11 protein-coding genes are annotated in these 9653 nt (G+C 38.7%); 10 read left to right on the top strand and 1 reads right to left on the bottom strand.

What is annotated here, in order from left to right; translation table 11 throughout:
• The first annotated feature begins 124 nt into the window (after nucleotides 1-124).
• The 9 genes from C942_RS23725 (at nucleotide 125) to C942_RS25245 (ending at nucleotide 8131) form a co-directional block, all read left to right on the top strand.
• Nucleotides 125-304 (top strand): hypothetical protein, encoded by a 180-nt coding sequence (locus C942_RS23725; RefSeq protein WP_036801692.1) that lies wholly within the window; start codon nucleotides 125-127, stop codon nucleotides 302-304.
• A gap of 218 nt (nucleotides 305-522) precedes the next feature.
• Nucleotides 523-1026 (top strand): hypothetical protein, encoded by a 504-nt coding sequence (locus C942_RS23730; protein WP_036801694.1) that lies wholly within the window; start codon nucleotides 523-525, stop codon nucleotides 1024-1026.
• A 123-nt stretch (nucleotides 1027-1149) separates the two neighbouring features.
• Nucleotides 1150-1671 (top strand): hypothetical protein, encoded by a 522-nt coding sequence (locus C942_RS23735; RefSeq protein WP_036801695.1) that lies wholly within the window; start codon nucleotides 1150-1152, stop codon nucleotides 1669-1671.
• Between the two features lie 117 nt (nucleotides 1672-1788).
• The gene (locus C942_RS23740; RefSeq protein ID WP_007471323.1) at nucleotides 1789-2385 is read left to right on the top strand and encodes a DJ-1/PfpI family protein; all 597 of its coding nucleotides are present in this window, start codon (nucleotides 1789-1791) and stop codon (nucleotides 2383-2385) included.
• Nucleotides 2386-3428: 1043 nt separating this feature from the next.
• Nucleotides 3429-3923: a GNAT family N-acetyltransferase gene (locus C942_RS23745; RefSeq protein ID WP_036801697.1), complete on the top strand. Its 495-nt coding sequence runs from the start codon at nucleotides 3429-3431 to the stop codon at nucleotides 3921-3923.
• Between the two features lie 1318 nt (nucleotides 3924-5241).
• On the top strand, nucleotides 5242-6018 hold the full coding sequence (locus C942_RS23755) for a hypothetical protein (RefSeq protein ID WP_007471337.1): 777 nt from the start codon (nucleotides 5242-5244) through the stop codon (nucleotides 6016-6018).
• A gap of 1 nt (nucleotide 6019) precedes the next feature.
• Nucleotides 6020-6391 (top strand): hypothetical protein, encoded by a 372-nt coding sequence (locus C942_RS23760; protein WP_036801700.1) that lies wholly within the window; start codon nucleotides 6020-6022, stop codon nucleotides 6389-6391.
• Nucleotides 6392-7323: 932 nt separating this feature from the next.
• Nucleotides 7324-7836, top strand: coding sequence for a hypothetical protein (locus C942_RS23770; RefSeq protein ID WP_157372680.1), 513 nt, complete (start codon nucleotides 7324-7326; stop codon nucleotides 7834-7836).
• 115 nt (nucleotides 7837-7951) lie between these two features.
• Nucleotides 7952-8131: a hypothetical protein gene (locus tag C942_RS25245; protein ID WP_157372681.1), complete on the top strand. Its 180-nt coding sequence runs from the start codon at nucleotides 7952-7954 to the stop codon at nucleotides 8129-8131.
• Between the two features lie 424 nt (nucleotides 8132-8555).
• Here C942_RS25245 and C942_RS23775 read toward each other — a convergent pair whose 3' ends face one another.
• Nucleotides 8556-8876 (bottom strand): hypothetical protein, encoded by a 321-nt coding sequence (locus C942_RS23775; RefSeq protein WP_007471351.1) that lies wholly within the window; start codon nucleotides 8874-8876, stop codon nucleotides 8556-8558.
• Between the two features lie 158 nt (nucleotides 8877-9034).
• Here C942_RS23775 and C942_RS25250 point away from each other — a divergent pair, with 158 nt between their 5' ends.
• Complete coding sequence (locus C942_RS25250; protein WP_157372682.1) at nucleotides 9035-9382, top strand: hypothetical protein; 348 nt, start codon at nucleotides 9035-9037, stop codon at nucleotides 9380-9382.
• Nucleotides 9383-9653 lie beyond the last annotated feature (271 nt).

Below are 9653 nucleotides of genomic sequence, written 5' to 3' on the forward strand. Positions count from 1 at the left end.
CGCACCTTATTGCGGGCGTTATAAATCAGTAGGTGGTACTGAATGACTAATAAAGTGGTTGAGTGTTGCGTTCATGGAGAGCAACAAGCAACGTATGTATGCCAACATATCGTAGAGACACTTCATGATGGAATTCCTCGAGGATTCTGGTGGGCAAATGACCCTGAAAATTCAAGGCCAGATGCATGGTGTAGTGCTTGCGAATCTATGGTTCAAAAAACAAACGGCGAATGGAATGACGAGAGTGAGTCTTTTGCAAAAGCAACGCTTCTATGCGGAGCTTGTTATGATCGAGCTAAATTAATCAATTTTCCAGCAAAGAAACCGTGGTGGAAGTTCTGGTAAGCACTAGACCGCAAGATTTATAACAAGGCAATCAAGGTGATGCCTTACACTCGGCGGTTTTGGTATGGAGTTCGGTGCGCTTTGCTAGTTCAGTGTTGGCACACCTTATTGCAGGCGTTAAGTATTTTTCATGCTACAAATTATCATGACCTAGTATATTGATTTATAGGAGTCTTTATGTCTTTGCATCAAGGGTTAAGTAACGGTGTAGGTACTTTTGTTGATACTTCTTTATGGCCAATAGTATTTTTGAGTGGTGTCTCGGTTGCGGTTATATATTTTACCATTCAGCTATTGCAGATGAATTTAGGATTACTTGACTTTGTGATTTTCCCCGGTTCATTACTCATAATTGGTTTCTTATTTTATATTATTTACGAAATGATAACTGATTTTGATAATAAAGAGCTTATGATAGGTTACGGTATTATTTATAGCTATTATATAACACCGGAGCTATATGGGTTAGGTTTGTTTGGCGACGAAAAGGTTGGCTTGATTATTTTATATGTAATCATTTATTTTTTATCTGCATATTTGTTTTATTATATTTGTAAGATTGAACTTGCGGTCTTAATAATAAAATTATTAATAATGTTCAAGTTTGCTTTTTTATATTGGCGTATTTTAGTAGACTTTTCGTATGAGTCTGGACTTTTGTTATGGTTTGGGCAGTTATAAATACTTAACAAAGGCATCAAGGTGACTTGTTACACTCGGCAGTTTTGGTATGGAGTTTGGTGCACTTTGTTGGTTAGTCGTGGCGCACCTTATGCCTGGCGTTAGCTGTTTATTGGAGTATAAATGTTAAAATTTTTAAAAAGAAATCTGAAAGATCAAAATAATAATTCAGAAGATATGTCTTTGGATTTTGGGCTCATGTTTGTTTATCACATTGCGATGATGATTTTGTTTGCTCTAAGGCCAATTTCAAATCCAATTCACCAAGTGTATTTGGCTCTTGTACTATTGGTGGTGTTAGTTCTTATATCCTCATTTCATAAACTTAAATGTAATTGGTCCTGGCCTGGACTAGCTTTTTCAAACGTATCATCTTTAATAGTTAATCTTATTTCTACTTACATTTTTTTTGCTTTTGTGTCGTATACAATAACATCTGCTGGCGATTTTTATGAAATATCCTTAGAAAATATTGATGTATTGATAATTGAATCATGGAACGTTATTTTACAAGCGGCATCAAATCCAGTGTTCACTCCATGGTTCCTTGCTGGTGCTGGGATTGGTTTTATGAATTCACTGGTAAGTTTAAAAATAGTGACACTAAAAAAATCAGAGTTTGAGGCTCAGTGCAGAAACAGCTAACAAGGCAATTAAGGTGACCCTTGACACTCGGCGTTTTTAGTATTGAGTACGGTGCGCTTGGTTGGTTCAGTGCGGCACACCTTATCGCAGGCGTTAAACACATTTAAGGAAGATTCAGTGAAAAAGGTTATCCTCTTTCTATGTCAGGGTTTGGAAGAATACGAAGCAAGTGTATTTACTGATGCTATCGGTTGGACGACAACTTATGGGTTAGAGCCAATTGAACTTGTGACTGTTGGTTTGCGGCTTAAGGTAAAATGCGCATGGAATTTTACGATTGAACCAGAATTTCAATTAAGTGAAATAGACATTGATGATTTTGATGCACTTGCTATTCCTGGCGGAATGAGTCGTTCTGGCTTCTATGAGGATGCATTCGATGAAAGGTTGCTGTCGTTAATACGTCACTTTAATTCGCAAGATAAGTTAATCGCTTCTGTTTGTGTTGGGGCATTACCCATTGCTAGAAGTGGAGTCCTTAATGGTCGTAACGGTACAACTTATCATCTAAGTGAAAAACGTCAGACTCAAATGAAAGAGATGGGCGTAAATATCATCCAGCAGCCTGTAGTTATCGATAAAAACATTATCACTTCAAGAAGTCCTTCAACTGCAATGGATGTTGCTTTTACTGTCGTAGAAAAGCTTACATCAACAGCTAATTTAGAGCGCATAAAAGAAGGCATGGGGTTCGTAGAAAAAGCATGTGTTTAACAAAGTAATCAAGGTGACGCGTTACACTCGGTGGTTTTGGTATGGAGTTCGGTGTGTTTGGTTTGTTCACCTGGGCGCACCTTATCGCAGGCGTTATGGCTTAAAAGCACAGGCAACGTGGTGTTCGCGTCAATGTCTGCGGGTCAAGCTTAGCGGCTATTTAGCCGAACTTCTCGGGCGATATAACTGAACGCTTTCAGTTTATGACGAACTGTGAATTTAGCTGGTTTTGTCCGCAGCACGCTTGATTTTAATGTTGTGTTTGCTGTCAGAAATGCCAGAAACCGCATCGAAAATCAGCTTTTAAATTCTGGCTAAAGGCTAACAGATTTCAGTGTTCACAAATCTTCCCGAAGCTTCTGATTTATATCTGTTGGTAAAGAGCAATTCTTTGTCCAGTAGCTACTGATTTTACGAGTTGGTTCATGAAGTTATGTATCAATTTCAGTTCGGTTTTTATCGGTAGGGTAAACTGACTGGCGTTCGAGCAGATTTTCTGTAGCGGTAGCGTATCTGGTAAGTGACTAAAATCCCTTGAGTTTGCCATAACAAGGCAATCAAGGTGATGCGTTACACTCGGCGGTTTTGGTCTGGAGTTCGGTGTGCTTTGCTAGTTCAGTGGGGCACACCTTATCGCAGGCGTTATATCTCAAGGTACAGGTGTAATTGTAGGCTTTGTAGTTAAACTAGTAGGGTCAATTCATAAATAAAAAGCCCAAATGGTGAGGTGAAAGTATTTCTATGTTACGTTAACGACTTAGTGCGTTCGGTTAAGACGTGGCTTGAAACGTAACGCGCTAAGTCGTTAACGGTAAGCGATATTTTAACTCAACTCTTTATTTTGGGATTTATTCCATAAGAAAAAGCACAACTGGTTAGATACATAGGTTATCAATCAGTGAAGTGGCTTGAAATATAACAATGGAATCATACGAACCCTCAATTAAATCCTTCTAAATATTATGATTAAGTGATTAATATGTCATGTTTGGATGTTTCTCATGGGATCGTATATTCCTGATCGTTATGCACTAAGAGGAAACATGGAAATAGTTTTAGCCTCATATGAGTACGTAGAAGAGTACTGTGATTATGTGATTGAATGTTTTAGAAATGGTGTCGATCATTACGCAGATGCGGTAAGTGAACCGAAATCATATCTTCAAAGAGTTATAGCAAATTCGGATGGTCGGCTGCTGCCCGAAGGTTGGGTGCCAATGTCTACATTTTTTTGCATTGAAAATGGTCGCATCCTTGGTGCTATAAGGTTACGCAAAGATACTAATGACTACATTCGCAATGTTATTGGGCATATTGGTTACGAAACAAGGCCTTCAGAAAGAGGACGTGGTGTAGCGAAAACCCTTTTATTATGGGTCAAGGAAAATCAGTTAATCACAGAAGCCATAGTGACTTGCTCATTTGACAATATTGCATCACGAAACGTCATCGAATCATGTGGCGGAGTTCTTCTAAATAGTCACTACAGCAATGATAACAGAAGAAAAACATTAAGATTCAAGTTGTTGCGTGCATAACAAGGCAATCAAGGTGATGCGTTACACTCGGCGGTTTTGGTTCGGAGTTCGGTGTGCTTTGCTAGCTCTGTGGGGCACACCTTATCGCAGGCGTTATGGCTTAAAAAGCACAGGCAACGTGGTTTTCGCTGTGGGTTCATCGGGTCAATCTTAGCGGCTACCAAGCCGAACTTCTCAGGCGATATAACTGAACGCATTCCGGTATAACGAACTGTGACTTTGGCGGGCTTTGTCCGCAGCACGCTTGATTCAAATGTTGTGTTTGCTGTCAGAGAGGCCAGAAACTGCATCGAAAATCAGCTTTAAATTCTGACTAAAGACTAACAGATTTCAGTTATCACAAATCTTCCCGTAGCTTCTGATTTATATCTGTTGGTAAAGAGCAATTCTTTGTTCATTAGCTGCAGATCGGTTCCCCTTGAAAACTTCCTGTACCAAATCCATTCAAAAGAGGCTAGGTTCCTAATATTTAAAGCCAAAATTAAGCGATTTCAAACTTATGCATTTTGTTTGTTGTATGATGCCTTAATCATATGGCAGGTGAATGATTCTGTTCGGCGGTAGCGTGCTAAAATTAAGTTAACTGATTGAAATAGAGCCATAACAAGGCAATCAAGGTGATGCGTTACACTCGGCGGTTTTGGTTCGGAGTTCAGTGTGCTTTGTTGGTTCAGTGGGGCACACCTTATTGCAGGCGTTATGCCACTAAAAGCTAAGTGTTTTCTATACAAATAACTCTGCGCACATGAACACCATCTCTCTGGCAATTTCGTTCATCAACCGGCTGCTCCTTGAGTTCATCGAAATGTCGGTTGTTAATGTATCTGCTGCCATCAGTATCGAGTGGGTTGGCTCCAATTCAACACGCGGGTTTCTTTGGTTAGTACGGTGATTCCCTTAGTTATCAGTTCACTAGTTCACTGCTTGCAGCCTGTGTAACTCCGCATTTGTTGTCATGCAAATTTGGTGTGCTCAAAGTCGTTGAAAGTTAAATGGGACAATTTGAGTCGGTGATTGCTGCAAGTTTTGTCGCTGGAGCATCGCGTGTTGGGTGTTTTGCTGCCAAGTAAGGAAAGTATTTGTGGTGAGGCATAACAAATCGCACCATGTCGACCCGTTACACTCGGCAGTTTTAGTTTGAATTGGCAGTGGTGTTTACGGTAATAAATTTTGGTATCTGCGTAGCAACGGGCGCATGTGCTCAGGCGTTAGCTGCTACGGCTGTTTAGGTAATTTGATATGAGTCGTAAATCAAAATATTAAAATACCTCTAAGGGTAAAGAGTAATTACAATAAACTTTTTATGTTAGGGGTTAATATGAGTGCTTATAATTACAATGGAATAAAACCGTTGTCTCAAATGAAATTCAATATGTCAAGTAATCATTGTCTGTATGTGGTAAGCGAAAATGACATGGTCGAATTAGCTAAAACAAAGAATATTGATTATATTGATGGGTTAAGAACAGCAAGTGGTTATGTCGCAGCTTCATTAGATTCCAATATTCTGCGTAAGCTTGTAAAAGATTTAGGCTTTACTGGGCGAGCATATGAGAAAATGGTTAACGGCAAAAAATATGTCATTTTCAAAGGTAGGCCAGGGCAGCGTAAAATATTTACTGGAACAAAATATTTAAGCAATAATGCAAAAGTTGTCGATATGATCGTAGGGCAAAAAGGAATAAAAACGTCAGCAATACAGGGGGCACGCCTTACAATTTTTCTAACTGTTCCTTTAATCGTACTTCAGCATGTCCTTAAAGATAGATTTTTACTAAATGAGTTAGTCGCAGACTTGTCTGTTTCTCTAATAAAAATCGGTATATCAAGTATCGTTGGGGCAGTGTTTGCAACAGGAACAACTGCAATTACAACAATTGCGGCTGCACCCGTAGCATTAGCCATAGTTGTTGGCTTGGCAGTTAGCTATGCGCTTGATAGGTTAGATAAAGAATATAGGATTACAGAAAGACTTGCTAAGTTACTTGAGGATAAGACGATGAAACAAGTTAAGAAAACAGCTTGGGAGGTCGAGGATAGATTGATGTGGCAAATTGCAAATAGCCAAGCTGTGGGTAAAGGAGTCTATTATTAAAATGAGGGCTTTAATTTTCTTCATATCATTATTAGCATCCACATCGTTAAGTGCAACGGTGCATGTAAATTGCATTATGATTCACGAGTCAAGTCAAACAGAAGTAATTAAAAAAGAAATATTATTGGAAGCATCTGACAAATTAAAACAGTTATATAAGTTTGATGAGGTTGCAGTTGGTATTAAGCCTCATGCAGTTGTAAATATAGATGGGAATGAAAGTATATCTTCATTTAAGGTTCTTTTAAAATCAAATATTGGATTTACGGCCTCAGCCATTGCTGAAGAAGTTTTCAAATATGATAGTTCTGTAACTGTTTCGTTATCAAATGAGCAGTGGTCACTTTTAACTGAGTGTTATCAAGTTCAATGATGATTAACGTTACATTGTCAGTTTTTTTGCTTGTGTTGAGTTGGTTTGTTTTTAAAATTAGTATGGCTATTTATAAAGAACCAATTAAAAAAGAACATGTTATGAGCTTGAAGATTAAGATTGTTTTTTGTCTTATACTTCTGGTTACTGTTGTATTGCTACTTTTCAATATTGGTGTTCTTTTAGATGGTGGGCTCGTTAGTATACAGTATCGTTTTGGTGGGTCTGGCTATGGCCCTTATTCTTTTGCCCTTATTAGTTTGTTAATGTCAATTGTAATTTTTATATCTTGTTTGGTCTTGAAGTTGATTATAACTCCATACTAAATTATTTCACTCACTCTTAGATGGCTAACAAGGCAATCAAGGTGATGCGTTACGCTCGGCGGTTTTGGTATGGAGTTCGGTGTGCTTGGCTGGTTCAGTGGGGCACACCTTATTGCAGGCGTTATATCTCAAGGTACAGGTGTAATTGTAGGCTTTGTAGTTAAACTAGTAGGGTCAATTCATAAATAAAAAGCCCAAATGGTGAGGTGAAAGTATTTCTATGTTACGTTAACGACTTAGCGCGTTCGGTTAAGACGTGGCTTGAAACGTAACGCGCTAAGTCGTTAACGGTAAGCGATATTTTAATTCAACTCTTTATTTTGGGATTTATTCCATAAGAAAAAGCACAACTGGTTAGATACATAGGTTATCAATCAGTGAAGTGGCTTGAAATATAACAATGGAATCATACGAACCCTCAATTAAGTCCTTCTAAATATTATGATTAAGTGATTAATATGTCATGTTTGGATGTTTCTCATGGGATCGTATATTCGTGATCGTTATGTTTCAGAGTACCCCACGCTAGTGTATGTAAATAGAAAGTCTTGTGGTTTTTGCTGTTATTGAATCCGCCAATTAAGCTTAGGAAGTATGAGGTTTGAATTGAAAAAGCTACTAATATTACTGCTATTAATCACGCCGTTTCATGGACTATTAGCGAAGGAAATAGGTGTTTATGTTGATGATAAGGATGTAATACAAGACACATACTATCCTGGATGTTTTTGGGACCATTGTAAGGATAAGGCGCAAAAGCTGGAAAAACACTACTTGCAAAGACGCGTTTATTCAGAGCTAGGAAAGGATAGAAATTATACTTTCAAGAGAGTATCAAGTGAACGTATAGATAACGGGTTGAAGATTACTATTTCAACAGTACTAGCAGGCTCTGGTAGAGGGTATGCAGAATTAGCTATTGGAACGTTGACCCTTGGTGCTGCTCCTATGAAAGTGGAAGCTCGTTTTGTTGTAGAGTATGAATTATATAAAGACGGAAAAATGATGCAAGAGTTTTATGAAGAGAGAAATATATCAGTACTTGTGGATACACAGAAGTACAAAAAAAAGGCAGCAAAAAAAATTGCAGAATTTAGTGGTAACTTTGTACGAGGTTGAATCTTAGAAACATAACAAAGCAATCAAGGTGACCCTGTTACACTCGGCGGTTTTGGTATGGAGCTCATTGTGCTTTGTTAGTTCAGTGTGGGGCACCTTATTGCAGGCGTTAGGCATGCTGAAGAGCGGCTTTGTTTTTATTGGTTATTTCTTCGCTCAAGAACGATGCCACAAAGGTTATTCGTTCATCGCAAGGCTGTCCATAAAATATGGCAAAACGCAGGTTGCTTCATCAGTTGTTGCCTTTAGCTCCGGCAATGAACCCTCGCATTTATTCAACGTTACAGTGCAATGAGCGGATTGTCGGTTTCTCAGCCTATTAGTCCGGTGATACAGCCCTAAGAAACACTTCAGCAGGTTGTCATGCAAATGTATTTGGTTCAAAGCGTTGATAGTTCATAGGACAATACAATTTCGAGGTTGTTGTATCCCATGTTTAAAGGCGGGATGCGTTGAGAGTTCGCCTCCCAAGTTAGGACAGTGCACATGGAAATGCCTAACAAAGGCATCAAGGTGACACGTTACACTCGGCAGTTTTGGTATGGAGTTCAGTGCGCTTGGCTGGTTCGGTGTTGGTGCACCTTATGCCCGGCGTTAGGTGCTTAAGTGATTTTGTGTAATTTTATAATTAATGCACATCAAACCAAGACTGTTACAAAATATGCTTTAACAATATTCAAAATAGGCATGAGTGCATTAATTGGTCAATGCAAAAGTAATTATTTTACATTGCTAAGTTCATTGATTTTTTCTATTAATGGCTCTTTGTGTGTCAAGCAATAGGAAATAAACTTTTCTTTTGGTAATAGCATCCTAATAGGCATAGGCAAAAATTCGTAAGTGTTTTCAAAAGCCTTTGTGATAAATTCATCGTCATTTATCTTATCGCCTGCAAGAGGTATCATGCGCTCCAATAATATGCCTTCAATTTTTGGCCATTGTGATTGAATGATTTCATTTATCTTTGTTGACCCCATACCATTGTCTGTATCATTTGAAGAAGATAGCTCTTTTGCTTTGTTTTTTAATTTTCCAAACATGATTTGTATTTACCATTAGTAAGTATTGAGTGGTTTTTAATCTAAGTCTTTAGGTGTAAGTATGTAAAGCTCATAGTTTAAGTATTTACTCTTGAATAGATCGATATGCGATAAATAGATAATTTATTTTGTATTATGTATGGTAATGTGAGTTTTTTTTGGACGTACATCAAGCACCTAACAAGCCAATCAAGTGTGACGCTTTACACCCGGCGTTTTTGGTTCAGCGTTTTGTGTGCTTTGATAGTTCAGAGGGGCGCGCCTTATTGCAGTCGTTAGGCATGCTGAAGAGCAACTTTGTTTTTATTGGTTATTTCTTCGCTCAAGAACGATGCCACAAAAGTCATTCGTTCATCGCAAGGCTGTCCATAAAGTATGTCGAAACGCAGGTTGTTTCTTTCGTGTTGCCTTTAGCTCCGGCAATGCACCATCGCATTATTCATCGTTACACTGTGACGAAAGGGTTGCCGGTTTATTTGCCTATTTGTCCTGTGATGCAGCCCTAAAGAACACTTCATCAGGTTGTCATGCAAATGTATTTGGTTCAAAGCGTTGATAGTTAGTGGGAAAATACAATCTCGAGGTTGTTGCGTCCCATGTTTTAAGGCGGATGCGTTGAGAGTTGACCTGCTAAGTTAGGACAGCGCACATGGAAATGCCTAACAAAGGCATCAAGGTGACTTGTTACACTCGGCGGTTTTGGTATGGAGTTCGGTGTGCTTGGGTGGTTCGTCGTGGCGCACCTTATCCCAGGCGTTAGCTGCAAATACAAGTTAT

This window comes from Photobacterium marinum, assembly GCF_000331515.1.
GTDB lineage: Bacteria > Pseudomonadota > Gammaproteobacteria > Enterobacterales > Vibrionaceae > Photobacterium > Photobacterium marinum.

What these genes read in the sequence shown, in the direction of transcription:
- C942_RS23725 (WP_036801692.1), top strand. Translation starts at nt 125, where the DNA reads ATGATGGAATTCCTCGAGGATTCTGGTGGGCAAATGACCCTGAAAATT.
- C942_RS23730 (WP_036801694.1), top strand. Translation starts at nt 523, where the DNA reads ATGTCTTTGCATCAAGGGTTAAGTAACGGTGTAGGTACTTTTGTTGAT.
- C942_RS23735 (WP_036801695.1), top strand. Translation starts at nt 1,150, where the DNA reads ATGTTAAAATTTTTAAAAAGAAATCTGAAAGATCAAAATAATAATTCA.
- C942_RS23745 (WP_036801697.1), top strand. Translation starts at nt 3,429, where the DNA reads ATGGAAATAGTTTTAGCCTCATATGAGTACGTAGAAGAGTACTGTGAT.
- C942_RS23755 (WP_007471337.1), top strand. Translation starts at nt 5,242, where the DNA reads ATGAGTGCTTATAATTACAATGGAATAAAACCGTTGTCTCAAATGAAA.
- C942_RS23760 (WP_036801700.1), top strand. Translation starts at nt 6,020, where the DNA reads ATGAGGGCTTTAATTTTCTTCATATCATTATTAGCATCCACATCGTTA.
- C942_RS25245 (WP_157372681.1), top strand. Translation starts at nt 7,952, where the DNA reads ATGCTGAAGAGCGGCTTTGTTTTTATTGGTTATTTCTTCGCTCAAGAA.
- C942_RS23775 (WP_007471351.1), bottom strand. Translation starts at nt 8,876, where the DNA reads ATGTTTGGAAAATTAAAAAACAAAGCAAAAGAGCTATCTTCTTCAAAT.